16 protein-coding genes are annotated in these 17,598 nt (G+C 74.0%); 9 read left to right on the forward strand and 7 right to left on the reverse strand.

Going from position 1 to position 17,598, the window contains the following annotated elements; translation table 11 throughout:
* Nucleotides 1-36 precede the first annotated feature (36 nt).
* Nucleotides 37-663 (reverse strand): DoxX family protein, encoded by a 627-nt coding sequence (locus tag ACPCUX_RS04505; protein WP_423388244.1) that lies wholly within the window; start codon nt 661-663, stop codon nt 37-39.
* Between the two features lie 304 nt (nt 664-967).
* Here ACPCUX_RS04505 and ACPCUX_RS04510 point away from each other — a divergent pair, with 304 nt between their 5' ends.
* The gene (locus ACPCUX_RS04510) at nt 968-1,717 is read left to right on the forward strand and encodes a sigma-70 family RNA polymerase sigma factor (RefSeq protein WP_423388245.1); all 750 of its coding nucleotides are present in this window, start codon (nt 968-970) and stop codon (nt 1,715-1,717) included.
* A complete protein-coding gene (rsrA, locus tag ACPCUX_RS04515; RefSeq protein WP_021483111.1) occupies nt 1,714-2,049 on the forward strand; it encodes a mycothiol system anti-sigma-R factor in 336 nt (111 codons plus the stop codon). The genes ACPCUX_RS04510 and rsrA overlap by 4 nt, the downstream gene beginning before the upstream one ends.
* A 110-nt stretch (nt 2,050-2,159) precedes the next feature.
* Here rsrA and ACPCUX_RS04520 read toward each other — a convergent pair whose 3' ends face one another.
* A complete protein-coding gene (locus ACPCUX_RS04520; RefSeq protein WP_099052597.1) occupies nt 2,160-2,234 on the reverse strand; it encodes a 50S ribosomal protein bL37 in 75 nt (24 codons plus the stop codon).
* Nucleotides 2,235-2,463: 229 nt separating this feature from the next.
* Between ACPCUX_RS04520 and ACPCUX_RS04525 the strand changes: the two genes are divergently transcribed.
* Genes ACPCUX_RS04525 through ACPCUX_RS04535 form a run of 3 tightly spaced genes read left to right on the forward strand, consistent with a single transcriptional unit; the run spans nt 2,464 to nt 4,846 of the window.
* Nucleotides 2,464-3,393: a DUF4097 family beta strand repeat-containing protein gene (locus ACPCUX_RS04525; protein WP_395413137.1), complete on the forward strand. Its 930-nt coding sequence runs from the start codon at nt 2,464-2,466 to the stop codon at nt 3,391-3,393.
* On the forward strand, nt 3,393-3,992 hold the full coding sequence (locus tag ACPCUX_RS04530; RefSeq protein ID WP_076405974.1) for a PadR family transcriptional regulator: 600 nt from the start codon (nt 3,393-3,395) through the stop codon (nt 3,990-3,992). Before ACPCUX_RS04525 ends, ACPCUX_RS04530 begins: the two co-directional genes overlap by 1 nt.
* A 50-nt stretch (nt 3,993-4,042) precedes the next feature.
* The gene (locus ACPCUX_RS04535; RefSeq protein WP_061269170.1) at nt 4,043-4,846 is read left to right on the forward strand and encodes a DUF4097 family beta strand repeat-containing protein; all 804 of its coding nucleotides are present in this window, start codon (nt 4,043-4,045) and stop codon (nt 4,844-4,846) included.
* Between the two features lie 78 nt (nt 4,847-4,924).
* On the opposite strand, the gene ACPCUX_RS04540 is transcribed toward ACPCUX_RS04535, so the two are convergent.
* Together ACPCUX_RS04540 and ACPCUX_RS04545 are read right to left on the reverse strand one after the other, a co-directional pair.
* Entirely contained in the window at nt 4,925-5,548 is a 624-nt protein-coding gene (locus tag ACPCUX_RS04540; RefSeq protein ID WP_031316757.1) for a GDSL-type esterase/lipase family protein, read from the reverse strand.
* An 88-nt stretch (nt 5,549-5,636) separates the two neighbouring features.
* Nucleotides 5,637-6,551 (reverse strand): aldose 1-epimerase family protein, encoded by a 915-nt coding sequence (locus ACPCUX_RS04545; protein WP_415296617.1) that lies wholly within the window; start codon nt 6,549-6,551, stop codon nt 5,637-5,639.
* Nucleotides 6,552-6,659: 108 nt separating this feature from the next.
* Here ACPCUX_RS04545 and ACPCUX_RS04550 point away from each other — a divergent pair, with 108 nt between their 5' ends.
* Nucleotides 6,660-7,655, forward strand: a complete 996-nt coding sequence (locus tag ACPCUX_RS04550) for an aldo/keto reductase (RefSeq protein WP_043655897.1) — start codon at nt 6,660-6,662, stop codon at nt 7,653-7,655.
* 103 nt (nt 7,656-7,758) lie between these two features.
* On the opposite strand, the gene ACPCUX_RS04555 is transcribed toward ACPCUX_RS04550, so the two are convergent.
* From ACPCUX_RS04555 to ACPCUX_RS04565, 3 genes are all read right to left on the reverse strand, one after another.
* Nucleotides 7,759-11,586 (reverse strand): multifunctional oxoglutarate decarboxylase/oxoglutarate dehydrogenase thiamine pyrophosphate-binding subunit/dihydrolipoyllysine-residue succinyltransferase subunit, encoded by a 3,828-nt coding sequence (locus ACPCUX_RS04555; protein ID WP_232322744.1) that lies wholly within the window; start codon nt 11,584-11,586, stop codon nt 7,759-7,761.
* Nucleotides 11,587-11,981: 395 nt separating this feature from the next.
* Nucleotides 11,982-13,178 carry a sensor histidine kinase gene (locus ACPCUX_RS04560; RefSeq protein ID WP_081600254.1) on the reverse strand — a complete coding sequence of 399 codons (1,197 nt, stop codon included), beginning with the start codon at nt 13,176-13,178 and terminating at the stop codon, nt 11,982-11,984.
* Nucleotides 13,175-13,981 carry a response regulator transcription factor gene (locus ACPCUX_RS04565; RefSeq protein ID WP_228075110.1) on the reverse strand — a complete coding sequence of 269 codons (807 nt, stop codon included), beginning with the start codon at nt 13,979-13,981 and terminating at the stop codon, nt 13,175-13,177. Before ACPCUX_RS04565 ends, ACPCUX_RS04560 begins: the two co-directional genes overlap by 4 nt.
* A gap of 186 nt (nt 13,982-14,167) precedes the next feature.
* On the opposite strand from ACPCUX_RS04565, the gene ACPCUX_RS04570 reads away from it, so the two are divergent.
* The 3 genes from ACPCUX_RS04570 to ACPCUX_RS04580 all read left to right on the forward strand — a co-directional run bounded on the left by ACPCUX_RS04570 (nt 14,168) and on the right by ACPCUX_RS04580 (nt 17,546).
* On the forward strand, nt 14,168-15,544 hold the full coding sequence (locus ACPCUX_RS04570; RefSeq protein ID WP_423388246.1) for a hemolysin family protein: 1,377 nt from the start codon (nt 14,168-14,170) through the stop codon (nt 15,542-15,544).
* A complete protein-coding gene (locus tag ACPCUX_RS04575) occupies nt 15,541-16,584 on the forward strand; it encodes a hemolysin family protein (protein ID WP_085387547.1) in 1,044 nt (347 codons plus the stop codon). The genes ACPCUX_RS04570 and ACPCUX_RS04575 overlap by 4 nt, the downstream gene beginning before the upstream one ends.
* 155 nt (nt 16,585-16,739) lie before the next feature.
* Nucleotides 16,740-17,546 carry a M15 family metallopeptidase gene (locus ACPCUX_RS04580; RefSeq protein ID WP_085387548.1) on the forward strand — a complete coding sequence of 269 codons (807 nt, stop codon included), beginning with the start codon at nt 16,740-16,742 and terminating at the stop codon, nt 17,544-17,546.
* Nucleotides 17,547-17,598: the final 52 nt, after the last annotated feature.

Consider the following 17,598-nt stretch of genomic DNA (forward strand, 5'->3'; position numbering starts at 1 on the left):
GCCGGGCGGACGGGCGCGGCAGCGCGGTGCGACGCGTCAGGCGACCTTGGCGCGGACGGCGGCCCCGGCGTCGTGCACGGCGCCCTTGGTGCTGCTCGCGGCGTGCTGCGCGGCGTCCTGGGCGGCCTTCGCGGCGCGGCGAGCCGAGCGCGACACGTCCTTCGCGGTGCTCTTCGCCCCCGCGACGACGGCCTCCTGCTTCGCCTGCTTGGCGAGCGCGAGGTCGTGCCGCGCCCGCTCGAGACGCCACTGGACGCCCGGGCGGCCCTCGTAGTCGGCGCCCGCGATGAGCGCGGCCCCGATCGCGCCGACGTTCGCGACGAACTTCCGCGTCCGCTCGGTGCGCGTGGCCTCGCCACCCGTGAACGGCTGGTTGACGACGGCCAGCGGGACCGTGAGCGCGGCGAGCGCGAGCGCGGCGGTCCGGGGCGCCTTGCCGACGGCGAGGTACAGGCCTGCGACCGCCGTCGCCGCGCCGTGGGCGCGGACGAGCGTCGTCACCTGCCGCTCGCTGAGCGGGGCCTCGATGCCGACGCGCTTCTCGACGAGCTCGACGCCCGCGCGCGCGGCCCGCACGTGCTCCGCCGGCTTGAGCGCGGCCTGGACCCCGTCGTAGACGAACCACGAGGCCAGCATGGGCCTCGCGAGGTGACGCAGCAGCATCGGTTCTCTCCTCATCGCTGGTGACTCGCCGGTGCCCTGGGCGGGCGTCCTCCGGTGGGTCCCAGCCTGCCGCGCCCCCCGGGACGGCGCCACCCGCGGCGGTGCCCGGGCCGGGAATGCCCGGGGGCGCTCGCGGGTTGCACCCCTCGTGACCGCCCTGCTCCAGACTCCCGCACCCGCCGCCCGGGTCGCGTCGACGACCCCGGCGCCGGACGCCGGGTTCGCCGCCGCGTGGTCGGTGCCGAGCCGTGCGCGGGACGCCTCATCGAACACCCAGACGAACGGGGGACTAGGCTCGTTGTTGATGACAGAGCGAATCTCCGGCAGCGACGTCTCCGGCAGCCCTGCGACGACGTCGGGAACGACGCCGGACGACGGTGCGCCCGCCGGCACGACGCCGCCCGCCGGCACGACGCCGCCCGCCGACGCGACGGACGCCGAGGACACGAACCGCGCCCCGGAGGCCGAGAGCGACGCCGCGCGCGCCGCCCGGTTCGAGCGGGACGCCCTGCAGTACCTCGACCAGCTGTACTCCGCCGCGCTGCGGATGACGCGCAACCCCTCGGACGCCGAGGACCTGGTGCAGGAGACGTTCGCGAAGGCGTTCGCGGCGTTCCACCAGTACCGCCCGGGCACGAACCTCAAGGCGTGGCTGTACCGGATCCTCACGAACACGTTCATCAACACGTACCGCAAGAAGCAGCGCGAGCCGCAGCAGGCGCAGACGGACGACGTCGAGGACTGGCAGATCGCGCGCGCGGCGTCGCACACGTCGCAGGGCCTGCGCTCGGCCGAGGCGGAGGCGCTCGACCGCCTGCCGGACTCGGACGTCAAGCGCGCGCTCCAGGAGCTCCCCGAGGACCGGCGCATGGTCGTGTACTACGCCGACGTCGAGGGCTTCCCGTACAAGGAGATCGCGGAGATCATGGGGACACCGATCGGCACGGTCATGTCCCGCCTGCACCGAGGCAGGCGCCAGCTGCGCGAGCTGCTGGCCGACTACGCCGCGAGGCGAGGACTGGTGGGCGCGAAGAGCCCCGGAGGTGAGTCGTGAGCACGTCAGAGACCCGTGAGCCCGGACGGGGTCCGGTCGAGGAGCCGGTGACCCCGATCCCGCACTCGACCGCGGGCGAGTCCGAGTGCGAGCACGCGCTCACGCACCTGTACGAGTACCTGGACTCCGAGATGACGCCCGACGACGAGCTGCGCATGCGCCAGCACGTCGCGCACTGCTCGCCGTGCCTGGCCGAGCTGAGCGTCGAGGAGCTCGTCAAGCAGCTCGTGCGCCGCTCGTGCCACGAGAAGGCGCCGGCGGGGCTGCGGGAGCGCATCCACACGCAGCTCACGGTGATGGTCACGACGACGACGGTCGTCGAGACCCGCTGACCCGGGTCCGGGGGCCAGCCCCTGGGGCCCGCGCGCACGAGAGAGGGCCCGGACCGACGACGTCGGTCCGGGCCCTCTTCCGTGCTCCCCCTCGCGGGGGCTGCGCCGTCTCAGGCGTTGGGGCGCTTGCCGTGGTTCGCGGCGTTGCCCTTGCGGCTGCGACGCTTGCGTCCGCGCTTGCTCATGGTGTTCTCCTGACGGTCGGGGAGTGCTGCCGGTCTCGGCGGTTCTCGACGGGTGTCGACGTGGAACGACCGGTCTCGGCGTGTCCAGTCCGTCTCCCATGGTCCCACACGCGACCCCTTGTCACGGTCGAGCACGCGATATATCGTGTCTGACGGAACGAGATATATCGCGAGTGCCCTCCGGCCGTCCTGGTCGAGATGGCGCGCGGCGACCAGGACGGAGCGCGGGATGACGCAGGAGCTCTGGACCCTCACCGGTCCGCAGGCCATCGACCTCGCGCTCGTGCGCCGGCTCGACGCGACGATGATCGGCGGGCGCATCGACGTCGTCGCGCACGAGGACCCGGCACGGACCGACGCGCGCGTCGAGGTGCACTCCGTGAGCGGGCGCGCGCTCGAGGTGCGGCTCGACGGGACGACGCTGCGGGTGGGCTACGGCCCGTTCGAGGCGGGCTGGAAGGGCTTCCTCGAGCGCTTCCGCACGTACACCGGCAAGGACGCCGCGGAGGTCCACGTCGCCGTCCCGGCGGGCGCGCAGGTCGAGGTCGCGACCGTGCAGGGCGAGGCGCTCGTCGCGGGCGCCCGCGAGGGCGTGCGGCTCGCGACCGTGTCCGGCGCCGTCATGACGAGCCGGACGCGCGGCCCGCTGCGCGTCGACACCGTCTCCGGCGAGGTCGCCGCGAGCGAGCACGACGGCCCGGTCCGGATGGAGTCCGTCTCCGGCGGGCTCACCGCCACGGGCGCGCTGCGCTCGCTGCGCCTCGACTCGGTCTCCGGCTCCGTGACCGTGGACACGCGCACGACGCCGGACGAGATCACGGTGAGCGCCGTCTCCGCCGACGTGCTCGTGCGCCTGCCCGACCCGGACGCGATGGACTACGCCGTGCGCTGCCTCAGCGGCCGGCTCGTCGTCGACGGCGAGGAGCAGCGCGGGTCCGCGCGGTCCTTCCACCGCGCGGCGCGGCTCGGCGCGGGCGCGCCCGTCCGCGTCTCGGCCGTCTCGGGCGACGTCACGGTCCTGCGGGGGACGGCCGGGACGTCGTCCGCCCCGGCCGACGCGCCCCCGGTGCAGGACGCGGCCCCGGACGCCCCGGCGTGGGGCAGCCCCGGTGCGCCCGCCGGGCGACCGGCCCCCGCGAGCGGCCCGGTGGACCGCTGATGGCCACCGTCTTCGCCCACGGCCAGCTCCGGCTCTACCTGCTCGCGCTCCTCGCGTCCGGGCCCAAGCACGGGTACGAGCTCATCACCGAGCTCTCCGAGCGGTTCGGGGGCACGTACCGCCCGAGCGCCGGGACGATCTACCCGCGCCTCGCGCGGCTCGAGGACGAGGGCCTGGTCCACCGCAGCGCCGACGGGCGCAAGACGACGTACGAGCTGACCCCCGCGGGGCGCGCCGAGATCGAGGCGCGGCGCGCGGACGTCGCGGCGCTCGAGCACGGCATCGCCGAGACGGTGCGCCAGCGCGCCGAGGCGCTGCGCGCCGACGTGCAGGGCTCCCTGCGGGGACTGCGCGCCGAGCTCGCCGCCGCCGCCCAGACGGCGCGCGCCCGCCCGCGCGACGGCGAGCACGACACCCGCCGTCGCGAGTCGACCGCGCGCCGAGCCGAGGCGGAGGCCGTGCTGCAGCGCTTCCGCGACGAGCTCCGCGCGGACCTGCGCCGGGCGGACGCGACCGGCGGGGTGCCCGAGCTGACGGTCGACACGCTGCGCACCGTGCTCGACAGCGCGCGCCGGGCCGTGCGGTCCACCCTGCCCTGACGTCCCGAGACCACCGACCACGCACCAGAGAACCGAACGAGGAGAAGCGCATGAGCACCGAGTCCTGGGTCATCAACGCCCCCCGGAGCGTCGACGTCGCGGACGTCCGGCGCGTCGTCGTCCAGCTCACGGACGGGTCGGTCGACGTCGTCGCCGACCCCGGCCGCGAGAGCGGGGCGCACCTCGACGTGAGCGAGGTGTCCGAGCGCCCGCTGCAGGTGAGCGTGCACGACGGCGAGCTGCGCGTCGGGTACGACTTCGCCGGCATCGAGGGCCTCGTCGACCGCGCGAAGGGCCTGCGCGACAAGGACCGCGCCGTCGTGCGGGTCACCGTGCCCGCGAGCGTCCCGCTCAAGGTGACGACCGCGCGCGCCGCGGCGACCGTCGTCGGGACGCGGGCGGACGTGTCCGTCACGACCGGGACCGGCGCCGTCCGCGTCCAGGGCGTCTCGGGCACGGCGTCGGTCCGCACGGCCACCGGCTCCGTCGACGTCGGCGAGCACGTCGGCGACGTCCACGTGACCACGGCGTCCGGCACCGTCACGCTCGGCGGCACGCTCGGGCGCGTGTCGGTCAGCACCGTCACGAGCGGCGTCGAGGTCGTCGCGCGCGAGAGCACCCCGCTCGTCGACGCGCGCACGGTCTCCGGCGACGTGGCCGTGCGCCTCGGCGCCGGCTCGGCCGTGAACCTCAAGGCCCGCAGCGTCACCGGCAAGGCCGTGCTCGACGGCGTGCGGCTCGACTCCAGCGCGCAGCGCACGACGTCCGTCGACCACGTCGACCAGCACGGCGCGGGCGGCGCCTACGTGTCGGCGAGCACCGTCTCGGGCGACCTCACGGTCTCGCGCGGCTGAGCGGTACCGCCCCGAAGGCGAGGGGGAGGCGTGGTCCGCGACCACGCCTCCCCCTCGCTCGTGCGTCCCTGCGCGGGCTCAGACGGTGTCGTCGGGCAGCCCGAGCCACGCGTGCCAGCCGGTGTGCAGCACGAGCCACGCCATGAGCCCGTAGCCCGCCTGGCCGGGGAAGCCGTTCCCGCTCTGCGCGAGGTCGGCGAGCCACTGCTCGTGCGTGACGAGCGGGCTGAACGTGTCGACGTAGGGGACACGGCGCCGGTTCGCGACGTCCGAGAACGCGTGGGACAGCTCCGCGAGGCGCTCCGCGTCCTGCGCATGGCCTGGCGGCGGCCCGACGACGAACGTGGGCAGGCGGTGGGACTCCGCGACGTCGAGCACGTTCGCGAGGTTGAGGCGCGAGCGCGCGACCGACAGCCCCGCGTCGAGGTCGTGGCGGCCGAGGCCGATGACGAGGCGGTTGTCGACGTCCGGCTCGGGGGAGAACCGGCGCGCGGTCTCCGCCTCCCAGCGCTGGCTGAGCGCCGTCGTCGTCTCGCCGGGGATGGCGAGGGGGAACACGTACGCCGGCTGGGGGAAGCGCGTGCGCGCGACGACGCGCCCCGCCCACCCCAGGGCCTTCGCGTCGCCGACGCCGGCGCTCAGCTCGTCGCCGACGACGCAGATCCGTACCTCACGACTCACCGCGTCTTCCACGAGCGCCATTCTCCCCGACGCGGGCCGCGCGGGTCGATCCGAGCCGGTGCGGACGGCGTGTCGACCCGCGCGGAGGTCGCCGCGGCGGCCGGACGCCTCAGGCCAGCGTCGCTCCCCAGGTCACCTCGTGGGACGCCCCGGGCTCGAGCCGGACGAGGCGCTCGCCCGTCCGGAACGCGTCCGCGACGCAGCTCATCGGCTCGGCGGCGACGCCGGTGCGGCGGAACGCGACGTCGCCGACGTGGTCGCCCGTGCAGACCTGCCACGTGTCCATCGAGCCGTCCATCCACACGGCGGCCGTGCGGCCGTCGGGCGCGGTGAGGCGGATCCAGGACAGCCCGTCCTCGTCGCGCAGCACGTCGACGTACGCGTCGTCGAGGTCGACGCCCGCGAGCAGGCGCGGCTCGCGCAGGTCGAACGTGCCGGTGGCGGGCTCGGTGCCGGTCGGCAGGAGCCGCTCGTCGGTCGTGACGCGGGTCGCCGCGTCCAGGCGCAGCGTGCACGCGTCGAGGTTCGCGCCGTCGGCCGAGAGCCACGGGTGGAAGCCGACGCCGTACGGGGCGGTCGCCGTGCCGACGTTCGTCGTGCGGACGTGGACGCGCAGCCCCGCGTCGTCGAGCGAGTACGTCACGCGCGCGACGAGGTCGAACGGGTAGCCCGGCGACGGCGGCAGGTGCAGCTCGAGCGTCGCGCGCGCGGCCTCGTGCTCGACGACCGTCCAGCGCTGCCAGCACGCGAGGCCGTGCAGCGCGGTCCCGCGGTCCGGCTCCGAGATCGGGACCTGGTACGTCGTGCCGTCGACCGTGTATTGCCCGTCGCGCAGCCGGTTGGGCCAGGGGAGCAGGACGGCGCCGTTGAACGCGGGCGACACCTCGTCCTCGCCGAAGGGCGTGAAGACCGGCCGGCCCCCCACCGCGTACTCGCGGACGGCCGCTCCGACCTCGGTGATCGTCGCTGCGTGGTCGCCGTGGGCGATGCGGACCTGGGCTCCTGAGGGGGCATGGGTGTTCACGCTCACATACGGTACTCGGCGTGCGCGGGTGCGCGATGCGCCCACGCCCGTCAGACTCGGTGCCCGGGTGTGTCTTCCGGCGCACCCGACGCAGCACGAGGAGGAACGATGGAACGACAGGTGCTCGGGCGGACGGGACGGCTCGTCTCGGTCGTCGGACTGGGAACCTGGCAGCTCGGCGCCGACTGGGGCGACGTGAGCGAGGACGACGCGCGCGCCGTCCTCGACGCCTCCGCGCAGGCCGGCGTGACGTTCTTCGACACCGCGGACGTCTACGGCGACGGGCGCAGCGAGCAGATCATCGGCTCCTACCTCGCCGACAACCCCGGCCACGGGATCACGGTCGCCACGAAGATGGGCCGCCGGGAGCCGCAGGACGCCGACAACTACACGCTCGCCAAGTTCCGCGAGTGGGTCGACCGCTCGCGCCGCAACCTGCGGACCGACCGGCTGGACCTCGTGCAGCTGCACTGCCCGCCGACCGCCGTCTACTCGCGCGACGAGGTCTACGACGGCCTCGACACGCTCGTCGCCGAGGGTGCGATCGCGAGCTACGGCGTGAGCGTCGAGACCGTGGACGAGGCCCTCACGGCCATCGCGCGCCCCCACGTCGCCACGGTGCAGATCATCCTCAACGCGTTCCGGCTCAAGCCGCTCGACGCGGTGCTGCCCGCGGCGTCCGACGCCGGCGTCGGCGTCATCGCGCGCGTCCCGCTCGCGTCCGGGCTGCTGTCCGGGAAGTACACGAAGGACACGACGTTCGCCGCGGACGACCACCGCACGTACAACCGCGACGGCAGCGCGTTCGACGTCGGCGAGACGTTCTCGGGCGTCGACTTCGAGACCGGCGTCCAGGCGGCGGCCGAGTTCACCACGCTCGTGCACGACGTCGTCGGGCAGGACCTCACCCCGGCCCAGGTGGCCATCGCGTGGGTCTGGCAGCAGCCGGGCGTGTCGACCGTCATCCCCGGCGCGCGCAACGTCGAGCAGGCGCGGTCGAACGCCGCCGCGGGCGACGCGGACGTCCTCGGCCCGCTCTTCACGTCGGGCGTGCGCGAGATCTACGACCGCTACCTGCGCGAGAAGATCCACGACCGCTGGTAGGTCGGCAGGACCGAGCCCCCGGTCCGACGGCGACGGCGCACCGACGACGAAGGCCCCCTCCGCGCGGAGGGGGCCTTCGTCGTGCGCGGGTCGTGCGGGCCGGTCAGCGGGCGAACGCCTGCTCCAGCAGCACGGCCTGCTGCGCCTGGTGCTTCTTCGCCGTGCCGGCGGCCGTGGAGGCCGACGCCGGACGGGAGACGACGCTCACGCGCGGCAGGTCCTCGGGCAGGTTGATGTGCACGAACGACCAGGCACCCTGGTTCTCGGGCTCGTCCTGGACCCAGACGACCTCGGCGCCCGGGTACTTCGCGAGCTCGGCCCGGATGCCGTCGACGTCGAGCGGGTACAGCTGCTCGAGGCGGACCAGCGCCACGCCCTCGTCGCCGCGCTTGGTGCGCTCGGCGAGCAGGTCGTAGTAGACGCGGCCCGTGCACAGGAGCACGCGGTCGACCTTCGCCGGGTCGGCCGACGCGTCCGGGATCACCGGGCGGAACGTGCCGGTCGTGAAGTCCTCGACGCTCGACGCGGCCGCCTTGAGGCGCAGCAGCTGCTTCGGCGTGAAGACGATGAGCGGACGACGCGGGCGGGCGTACGCCTGCCGGCGGAGCAGGTGGAAGTACGACGCCGGCGTGGACGGCTGCGCGACCGTCATGTTGTCCTCGGCCGCGAGCTGGAGGAAGCGCTCGATGCGCGCGGACGAGTGGTCCGGCCCCTGGCCCTCGTAGCCGTGGGGGAGGAGCATGACGACCGAGGAGTACTGGCCCCACTTCTGCTCGGCCGACGAGATGAACTCGTCGATCACCGTCTGGGCGCCGTTGACGAAGTCGCCGAACTGCGCCTCCCACAGCACGAGCGCGTCGGGGCGCTCGACCGAGTAGCCGTACTCGAACCCGAGCGCGGCGTACTCCGAGAGCGACGAGTCGTACACCCAGAACTTCGCCTGGTCCGCCGACAGGTACAGCAGCGGCGTCCACTCGGCGCCCGTCTCGCGGTCGTGCAGGACGGCGTGACGCTGCACGAACGTGCCACGGCGCGAGTCCTGGCCGGCGAGGCGCACCGGGGTGCCCTCGACGAGGAGCGAGCCGAACGCGGCGAGCTCGCCGAAGCCCCAGTCGATGTTGCCCTCGACGGACATCTGCCGGCGCTTCTCGAGGAGCTGCGCGAGCTTCGGGTGGACGGTGAAGCCCTCCGGCGGCGCGACGTGCACCTGGCCGACGCGCTCGAGGACCGAGCGGTCGATCGCCGTCTTCCAGCCGACCATGGTGCCGGCGTCCTCGAGCTGGGACTCCGGGCGCTCGAGACCGGCGACCGGCTCGCGGTCCGCGGCGGGCGTGAAGCCGCCCTCCTTGGTCTCGGTGAAGACGCGCTCGAGCTGGGCCTGGTAGTCCTGGAGGACGTGCTCGGCCTCCTCGAGCGTGATGTCGCCGCGCGCGACGAGGTTCTCGGTGTACAGCTTGCGCACCGAGCGCTTCGCCTCGATGAGGTTGTACATGAGCGGCTGCGTCATCGAGGGGTCGTCGCCCTCGTTGTGACCGCGGCGGCGGTAGCAGATCATGTCGATGATCACGTCGCGGTCGAACTGCTCGCGGAACGCGAAGGCGAGCTCGGCGACGCGCACGCACGCCTCGGGGTCGTCGCCGTTCACGTGGAAGATCGGGACCTGGTAGCCCTTGGCGACGTCGGTCGCGTACGTCGTCGAGCGCGACGACGACGGGCCCGTGGTGAAGCCGACCTGGTTGTTGATGATGACGTGCACGGTGCCGCCGGTGCGGTAGCCGCGCAGCTGCGCGAGGTTGAGCACCTCGGGCACGACGCCCTGGCCCGCGAAGGCCGCGTCGCCGTGGATGAGGATCGGCAGCACGGAGAAGCCGTCGCCGCCCAGGTCGATGCGGTCCTGCTTGGCGCGCACGATGCCCTCGAGCACCGGGTCGACCGCCTCGAGGTGCGAGGGGTTCGCCGCGAGGTAGACCTTCGTCGTCGCACCGGTCTCGGCCGTGAAGACGCCCTCGGTGCCGAGGTGGTACTTCACGTCGCCCGAGCCCTGGACGCTCTTCGGGTCGAGGTTGCCCTCGAACTCCGCGAAGATCTGCGCGTAGCTCTTGCCCGCGATGTTGGCGAGCACGTTGAGCCGCCCGCGGTGCGCCATGCCGATGCCGACCTCGTCGAGGCCGTTCTCGGCGGCCTTCGACAGGATCGCGTCGAGCAGCGGGATGAGCGCCTCGCCGCCCTCGAGCGAGAAGCGCTTCTGCCCGACGAACTTCGTCTGCAGGAACGTCTCGAACGCCTCGGCGGAGTTGAGGCGGCGCAGGATGCGGAGCTGGTCCTCGCGCGGCGTACGCGCGTACCCGGACTCGAGGCGCTCCTGGAGCCACTTGCGCTGGGTGCGGTCCGCCAGGTGCATGTACTCCACGCCGACGGTGCGGCAGTAGGAGTCGCGCAGCAGGCCGAGGATGTCGCGCAGCGTCGACTTGGTGCGGCCGCCGAACCCGCCCGTGGGGAACGTGCGGTCGAGGTCCCACAGCGTCATGCCGTGGTTCTGGATGTCGAGGTCGCCGTGCTTGCGCTGGCGGTACGCGAGCGGGTCGGTGTCGGCCATGAGGTGGCCGCGCGAGCGGTAGGAGTGCACCAGCTCGGCGATCTTGGCGGGCTTGGCCGCCTCGATCTCGGCGTCCGTCGTGTTGTCGCGGACCCAGCGCACCGGCTCGTAGGGGATGCGCAGCGCGGCGAACACGCGGTCGTAGAAGCCGTCCTCGCCGAGGAGCTTCTGCGACAGGATGCGCAGGAACTCGCCCGACTGCGCGCCCTGGATGATGCGGTGGTCGTAGGTCGACGTGATCGTCAGGACCTTCGAGATGCCCAGGCGGGCGAGCCGCTCGGTCGAGGCGCCCGCGAACTCCGCGGGGTAGTCCATCGCGCCGACGCCGATGATCGTGCCCTGGCCCTGCATGAGGCGGGGCACGGAGTGCACGGTGCCGATGCCGCCCGGGTTGGTGAGCGAGATCGTGGTGCCCGCGAAGTCGTCGACGCCGAGCTTGCCGCCGCGCGCACGGCGCACGAGGTCCTCGTAGGCCGCCCAGAACTGGGCGAAGTCCATCGTCTCGGCCTTCTTGATGCTCGGCACGAGGAGCTGGCGCGAGCCGTCGGGCTTCGCCAGGTCGATCGCGAGCCCGAAGTTCACGTGCGCGGGCTGGTTGATCGCGGGCTTGCCCTCGATCTGCGTGTAGCTCGCGTTCATCACCGGCATGTCGGCCAGCGCCTCGACGAGCGCGAAGCCGATGAGGTGCGTGAACGAGATCTTGCCGCCGCGACCGCGCGCGAGGTGGTTGTTGATGACGATGCGGTTGTCGACCATGAGCTTGGCCGGCACCGCGCGCACCGACGTCGCCGTCGGCACCTGGATGCTGGCCTCCATGTTCGTCACGACGCGCGCGGCCGGGCCGCGGAGCTTCTGCACGTCGTCCGTGGCCTGGTCCTCGGGCGCGGGGGCGCCGGCGACCTTGCGCGCGGGCACCTGGGCGTACGGCGCCGTCGCGGGCTGGGCGGTCGCGACGGGGCGCGACGCGTGCACGGCCTCGACCGCGGCGTTGACCGCCGGGTCGGCCGGGAGCTTCGGCGGCTTGACGCGCTGCGCGGCCTCGGCGGCGGCCGAGCCGTCCGTCACGGCGGTCGGCGCTGCGGGTGCCGGCGCGGCGGGCGCCGCCGGAGCGGGCGAGCCGTTCGCCGCGGCCGGGCGGGACCCGTTCGCGGGTGCCGCGGCCGGGACGGACCCGTTCGCGGGCGCCGCCGGGGCGTCGCTCGTGGTGTCGGCGTCCGAGCGCTCCGCAGGGCGGTAGTCCTCGAAGAAGTCCCACCACGCGGGGTCTACCGCGTTCTTGTCCTGGAGGTACTGCTCGTACAGCTCGTCGACGAGCCACTCGTTCGCTCCGAACACGGAGCTTGCGTCGCTGATCGCCTCTGACTCAGCCTTCGGGGACACGCGAGGATCGCCCACTTTCACACACAGGTCGCTGTCGGTCACAGCCCGCGACCGTGGCACGACGGCGCACCGCTGCTGCGGCGCCCCCGACGTCGGCACGGGCTCGTCCGGGTTCCGGACCACTCCAGCCTAGGCCCTCGTCGTCGGCCTCGGGCGTTGGGCCGAGCGTTCCGGCGCGGCCTGTTCGCGGGTTCTTCACGCCGTGTCTGGGCCAGGCAAACGTGACCCCACGCGCACCTCGTCGGAGGGCAAGATCGCGGAATTCCACGCCATCCCGAGGTATCTCCGCGCGGCGGTGTGACGCATCTCACGCACGAGCGCGGGCGGGTGCGCGCGCTGTCAGGACGGAGTCACCGCACGTCGGGGTGCGCCGGGTACGACGCGTCGCCGTCCTCGGGCGGGAACGGCGCGGAGCCCGCGTGCGCGGGCAGCGTGACGCGCATCGTCGCCCCCCGGCGCGAGTCCGCGACCTCGATCCGGCCGCCGTGCAGGTCCACCGCCCAGCGCACGATCGCGAGCCCGATCCCCGTGCCGCCCGTCGAGCCGCCCGTCGTCGTGTGCGCGCCCGTCGCGCTGGCCCGGGCGAACCGCTCGAAGATCCGCTCGCGGTCCTCCTTGGCGATCCCGGGGCCCTCGTCGACGACCTCCAGCACGACGTCGTCGTCCACCGGGTACGCCTCGAGCCGGATCTCCCCGCCCTGCGGCGAGTGCCGGATCGCGTTCTGCAGGAGGTTGGTCACGACCTGGTGCAGCCGCTCGCGGTCCGCCTCGAGCACGAGGTCCGGGGGCGTGACGTCCACGACGTAGCGCAGCTGCTTGCCCGCCTCGACCATCGACACGGCCTCGGCGTTCTCCTCGAGGAAGTCGCCGACGTCGATCTGGGTGATGTTGAGCGCCGCGGCGCCCGCCTCGATGCGCGACAGGTCCAGGAGGTACGCGACGAGCCGCGTGAGGCGCTCGGTCTGCGCGAGCGACATCTCCATCGTCGCGGGCGTCGGGGGCGTCACCCCGTCCACGACGTTCTCGAGCTGGGCCTGGAGCGCCGCGATCGGGGTGCGCAGCTCGTGCGAGACGTTCGCGATGAGCTCGCGGCGCACCTGGTCGCTCGTCGCGAGGTCCTCCGCCATGACGTTGAACGCCACCGCGAGCTGGCCCACCTCGTCGCGGCTCGTGGCGCGCACGCGCCGCGTGTAGTCGCCGTCGGCCATCGCCCGGGCGGCGGCGGTCATCTCCCGCAGGGGGGACGTCATACCGCGCGCGAGGAGCTGCGTGAGCAGCAGCGACAGCACGATCGCGAGCGGGAACGTGCGTGACGGCCCGAGCTGGTTCTGCAGCCCGATCCACGTGATGAGGACGGCGAGCGTCACCGTCGCGGCGACCAGCACGCCGAGCTTGATCTTCAGCGAGCGGAACGAGTCGAGCGGCCGGACGTCGGGGAGGTGCGGGCGGATCGTGTGGGCCCGGTGCGGTCCCGGCCGCGCCGGGCCGGGAGCCTGCGCCTGGCCCGGGTCCGTGCCGCCGGCGGGGTCGGCGGGGGAGGAGGTCATCCGGCGGGCGGCTCGAACGCGTAGCCGACGCCGTGGACCGTGCGGATGAGGTCTGCACCGAGCTTGCGGCGCAGCGCCTTGATGTGGGAGTCGACGGTGCGCGTCCCGCTGGCGTCGGCCCAGTCCCACACCTCGGCGAGCAGGCGCTCGCGCGTGAGGACCGTCTTCGGCGAGCTCGCGAGCATGACGAGCAGCTCGAACTCGGTGGGCGTGAGGTGGACCTCCTCGCCCGCGCGGTAGACGCGGCGCTGGGCCTTGTCGATCGTCACGTCGCCCACCGTCATGGGCGGGTCGCTCGGGGCGGAGCTCGCGGCCTGCGTGGCGCGGTCGACGCGGCGCAGCAGCGCCTTGATGCGCGCGACGAGCTCGCGCATGGAGAACGGCTTCGTCATGTAGTCGTCCGCGCCGACGCCGAGCCCGATGAGCATGTCGGTCTCGTCGTCGCGCGCGGTGAGCATGAGGATCGGCACGGGCTGCTCCGCCTGGATGCGGCGCGTGACCTCGAGGCCGTCGATGCCGGGGAGCATGACGTCGAGGACGATCGCGTCCGGGCGCAGGCGCGCCGCGGCGTCGACGGCGGACAGGCCGTCGCGCGCGACCTCGACGCGCCAGCCCTCCGCGCTCAGCCGCTGCGCGATGGCGGTCGCGATCGCGGGCTCGTCCTCGACGACGAGGACCGTGGCCGCCTGCTGCGGGGTGCCGCCGCCGGCCACCGGGGCGGTCGTGGGCACGGGCCCGCGGCCGGGGACGGGACCGGCCCCCGCGCCGGTCGGTGCTGCGCTCGCTGCCCTCGGATCTGCCATGGGATACAGCGTGGCACACGTCGGCCCAGGTCGGCCGGATTTCGTCGTCGTGGGAGGACCAGGTCGCGCGGTCGTGCGGTGCCGCCCGGGGGCCGCCGGGCCGTCCCTCCCGGGCGCCGCGCGACGGGCGAGCGCTAACATCGTCGGCACGATGAAGAGCACCTCCCGATATCGGTGGAGCACCTCGTGGTAGGCGACTGGGTCATGGTCGCGCTCGGGGTGCTCCTCACCGCAGGTACCGCCGTCTTCGTGGCCAGCGAGTTCTCCCTGGTCACCCTCGACCCCGCCGTCCTCCCCGCCGGGGACGACGCCGACCAGGAGGGCGACAGACGCGGCTCGGTGCCGTCGGGGGGGACGGGCGGCCCCGACCGTCGCGACCGCAGCGTCCGGGCCGGGCTCAAGCACCTGTCGACCGAGCTCTCCTCGGCGCAGGTCGGCATCACTCTCACGACGATCCTCCTCGGGTACACCGCGCAGCCCGCGCTCCTCGCGCTCTTCGGGGACGCCCTGAGCTCGACGCCGCTCGGCCACGCGGCCTCCGCGGTCCTCGCGGGCGTGCTCGCGCTGCTCGTCGTGAACTTCGTCTCGATGCTCTTCGGCGAGCTCATCCCGAAGAACTTCGCGCTCAGCGCGCCCTACGCCACCGCGCGGCAGGTCGTGCCCGTGCAGCGGCAGTTCACCAAGCTGTTCCGGCCGGTCATCGCCGTGCTCAACGGCTCGGCGAACGCGATCCTGCGCCGCGTCGGCGTCGAGCCGCGCGAGGAGCTGTCGGGCGCCCGCTCGGCGTCCGAGCTCGCCGCCCTCGTGCGCCGCTCCGCCCAGGAGGGCACGCTCGACGTCTCCGTCGCGACCCTCCTCACCAACTCGATCGAGCTCGACGAGCTGAGCGCCGTCGACGTCATGACCGACCGCATGCGCATGGTCGTCGTGGACCGGGACGCGACCGCCGCGGACGTCGTCGACGCCGCCCGGCGCACCGGGCACTCGCGGTTCCCCGTCATCGGCGAGGACCGTGACGACGTCGTCGGCCTCGTCCACCTGCGCCGCGCCGTCGCCGTCCCCTACGAGCGGCGCCACGAGGTCCCCGCGGCGGCCCTCATGGCCGACGCCTCGCGCGTGCCCGAGACGGTGCGGCTCGGGCCGCTCCTCGTCGAGCTCCGCGGCTTCGGCCTCCAGATGGCGGTCGTGGTCGACGAGTACGGCGGCACCTCGGGCGTCGTCACGCTCGAGGACGTCGTCGAGGAGCTCGTGGGCGACGTCGCGGACGAGCACGACCCCCGGCGCTCCGGCGCTGCCCGCCGCGCGGACGGCTCGTGGCTCGTGCCCGGCGTCATGCGGCCCGACGAGCTCACCGAGGTCACCGGGCTGCGCGTCCCCGAGGACGGCGCCTACGAGACGCTCGGCGGCCTCGTCATGGCCCGCCTCGGCCGCGTCCCCGAGCCCGGCGACGAGATCGCCGCGGGCGAGGGTCGGTACCGCGTGGTGCTGCGCGTGGAGGCGATGGAGGGGCGGCGCGTCGAGCGGCTCTCGGTCCGCGCGACACCGACGGAGGGGGACGCGTGAGCTCGACCACCGCGCTCCTCGTCGCGCTCCTCCTGCTCGCCGGCAACGCGTTCTTCGTCGGCGCCGAGTTCGCGGTGATCTCCGCGCGCCGCTCGGCGATCGAGCCGCTCGCCGCGCAGGGCAACCGCCGCGCCCAGACGGTCCTGTGGGCGATGGAGCACGTGTCGCTCATGCTCGCGTGCGCCCAGCTCGGCGTGACCGTCTGCTCCACGGGTCTGGGCGTCGTCGCGGAGCCGGCCATCGCGCACCTCATCGAGGACCCGCTGCACGCGCTCGGCGTGAGCACCGCGCTCGCGCACCCGATCGCGTTCGTCGTGGCGCTCGCGATCGTCGTCTACCTGCACGTGGTGCTCGGCGAGATGGTCCCGAAGAACCTCGCGGTCTCCGGGCCCGAGACGGCCGTCATGTGGTTCGGTCCGCCGCTCGTGTGGATCGGGCGCGTGCTGCGCCCCGTCATCGTCGCGCTCAACTGGCTCGCGAACCACGCGGTGCGCGCCACGGGCGTCGAGCCGAAGGACGAGGTGGCGTCGGCGTTCACCGCCGAGGAGGTGCAGTCCATCGTCGAGCACTCCCAGGCCGAGGGCGTGCTGCGCGACGAGCAGGGGCTGCTGTCCGGGGCCATCGAGTTCTCCGAGCGCACCGCGCAGGACGTCATGGTCCCCGTCGCGGACCTCGTCACCGTCACCGAGGGGTGCACGCCCGACGAGGTCGAGCGCCTGGTCGCCAAGACCGGCTTCTCCCGGTTCGCCGTCGCGGACGTCACGGGCGACCTCGTGGGCTACCTGCACGTCAAGGACGTGCTCTACGCGGACGAGACGACGCGCGAGGCCCCGGTCCCGTCGTGGCGCGTGCGGGCGCTCGCGGCCGCCGCGCCCGACGACGAGGTGGAGGACGCGCTGCGCGCCATGCAGCGCTCGGGGGCGCACCTGGCGCGCGTCGACGGTCCCGAGGGCGGGGGCGCGCTCGGGGTGGTCTTCCTCGAGGACATCCTCGAGGAGCTCGTCGGCGAGGTGCGCGACGCGATGCAGCGCCGGCACTAGGCCGGCGTCCCGGCCGGCGCGAGGGTGCCCGAGGGCGCTCCGCCGAGGCTCTGAGCAGGGGACTTGGCATCGCCGGAGCCCTTCGTTACTGTTCCGTGATTGATCGGTCATCGGTGGCTCGGAGCCACCCCGACGACGTGAGAGGCAGGTGGCGGGTGGAGTCGCAGCACGGCGCACCCGCCCTCGACTCACGACGGGCCCGGCGCGAGGCGGAGCAGGGCTCCCGGCGTCGCCGCCCCCAGGCACAGGTCTCCAGCCAGCACCGCTGGGTGCCGCGCGTCGCCGTCCTCGGGACGCTCGCCGCCGCGACCATCGCGATGCCGCTCTCCGCGGGCGCCGACGACGCGCTCGGCAGCGGGTCGCCCTTCGAGCCGGAGACCCGCCCCGTCGGCCCGAGCGCGCTCGACCTCGCGACCGCCGCCGCGACCGCACCCGCCGTCTCCCCGAGCGTCGCCGCCGCGCCCCGCGTCGAGGTGCGCCGCGAGGCGGCCTCCCGCTCCGCCGCGCGCGACCCGCTGCCGGGCTGCGACCCGACCGTCCGGCCCGAGGGCACGAACGGCAAGCTCGACGAGCACGCCCTGTGCGAGCTGTGGCAGGCGGACGAGCACCTGCGACCCGACGCGGCCGTCGCGCTCTCCGCGATGAACGAGGCGTTCCGGGCCACCTTCGGCCGGGACCTCTGCCTCGTGTCGTCGTACCGCACGCTCTCGACGCAGGTCTCGCTCAAGTCCTCCCGCGGCGCCTTCGCGGCGCCCCCCGGCTGGTCCATGCACGGGTGGGGGCTCGCGATCGACCTCTGCTCCGTGGAGACCGGCTCGCGCGAGGTCTACGCGTGGATCAACCAGAACGGCGCCACGTACGGCTGGGCCAACCCGGCGTGGGCCAAGCGCGGCGGCAGCGGCGCCTACGAGCCCTGGCACTTCGAGTTCGTCCAGGGCGTCGAGGAGATCCAGAACTCCTGACGCGCCCCCGGCCGGCCGCCCCGCGCCCGGCCGCCCCGCGCCGTATCGTCGG

The sequence above is a fragment of the Cellulosimicrobium sp. AB352 genome (assembly GCF_049538415.1).
GTDB classification, from domain to species: domain Bacteria; phylum Actinomycetota; class Actinomycetes; order Actinomycetales; family Cellulomonadaceae; genus Cellulosimicrobium; species Cellulosimicrobium funkei.

Coding starts and splice junctions, on each gene's coding strand:
- ACPCUX_RS04505 (WP_423388244.1), bottom strand. CDS start 663: ATGCTGCTGCGTCACCTCGCGAGGCCCATGCTGGCCTCGTGGTTCGTC.
- ACPCUX_RS04525 (WP_395413137.1), top strand. CDS start 2,464: ATGACGCAGGAGCTCTGGACCCTCACCGGTCCGCAGGCCATCGACCTC.
- ACPCUX_RS04560 (WP_081600254.1), bottom strand. CDS start 13,178: ATGACCTCCTCCCCCGCCGACCCCGCCGGCGGCACGGACCCGGGCCAG.
- ACPCUX_RS04540 (WP_031316757.1), bottom strand. CDS start 5,548: ATGGCGCTCGTGGAAGACGCGGTGAGTCGTGAGGTACGGATCTGCGTC.
- ACPCUX_RS04535 (WP_061269170.1), top strand. CDS start 4,043: ATGAGCACCGAGTCCTGGGTCATCAACGCCCCCCGGAGCGTCGACGTC.
- ACPCUX_RS04550 (WP_043655897.1), top strand. CDS start 6,660: ATGGAACGACAGGTGCTCGGGCGGACGGGACGGCTCGTCTCGGTCGTC.
- ACPCUX_RS04565 (WP_228075110.1), bottom strand. CDS start 13,981: ATGGCAGATCCGAGGGCAGCGAGCGCAGCACCGACCGGCGCGGGGGCC.
- ACPCUX_RS04530 (WP_076405974.1), top strand. CDS start 3,393: ATGGCCACCGTCTTCGCCCACGGCCAGCTCCGGCTCTACCTGCTCGCG.
- ACPCUX_RS04510 (WP_423388245.1), top strand. CDS start 968: ATGACAGAGCGAATCTCCGGCAGCGACGTCTCCGGCAGCCCTGCGACG.